Origin of the sequence: Flavobacterium sp. ALJ2 (assembly GCF_015594725.1) — a bacterium.
Taxonomy (GTDB): Bacteria; Bacteroidota; Bacteroidia; order Flavobacteriales; family Flavobacteriaceae; genus Flavobacterium.
The window spans coordinates 1-588 of sequence record NZ_JADNRC010000063.1 but is presented as its reverse complement, the minus strand read 5'-3'; the positions used below and the strand labels follow the sequence as shown (position 1 = coordinate 588).

Genomic DNA, 588 nt, shown 5'->3' with positions numbered 1-588 from the left:
ATGCCTACAGGCTCGAATTATTGTTGTTGGTTGCATCATACTGGAGCAGATGCTCACGAATCCACGAACTCAAACCATTACACCCATAGGCTCGAATTATTGTTGTTGGTTGCATCATACTGGAGCAGATGCTCACGAATCCACGAACTCAAACCATTGTGCCCACAGGCTCGAATTATTGTTGTTGGTTGCATCATACTGGAGCAGGAACTCAAACCAACGAACTCAAACTATTGCACCTACAGGCTCTAATTATTGTTGTTGGTTGCATCATACTGGAGCAGAAGCTCACGAACCCACGAACTCAAACCATTACAACCATAGGCTCGAATTATTGTTGTCGATTACATCATACTGGAGCAGGAACTCAAACCAACGAACTCAAACTATTGCACCCACAGGCTCGAATTATCGTAGTTGGTTGCATCGCACTGGAGTTGGAACTCGCAAACCCACAAACTATTATGCCTACAGGCTCGAATTATTGTTGTTGGTTGTATTATACTGGAGCAGAAACTCACGAACCCACAAACTCAAACTATTATGCCTACAGGCTCGAATTATTGTTGTTGGTTGCATCACGCTGGA

The 588-nt window shown here is 43.9% G+C and carries 1 protein-coding gene; it reads left to right on the top strand.

Features of this window, described 5'->3' with window-relative positions:
* Window positions 1-128: 128 nt before the first annotated feature.
* Window positions 129-588: hypothetical protein (locus IUY40_RS19220; RefSeq protein WP_195738459.1), on the top strand; the 460-nt coding region annotated here is incomplete at its 3' end.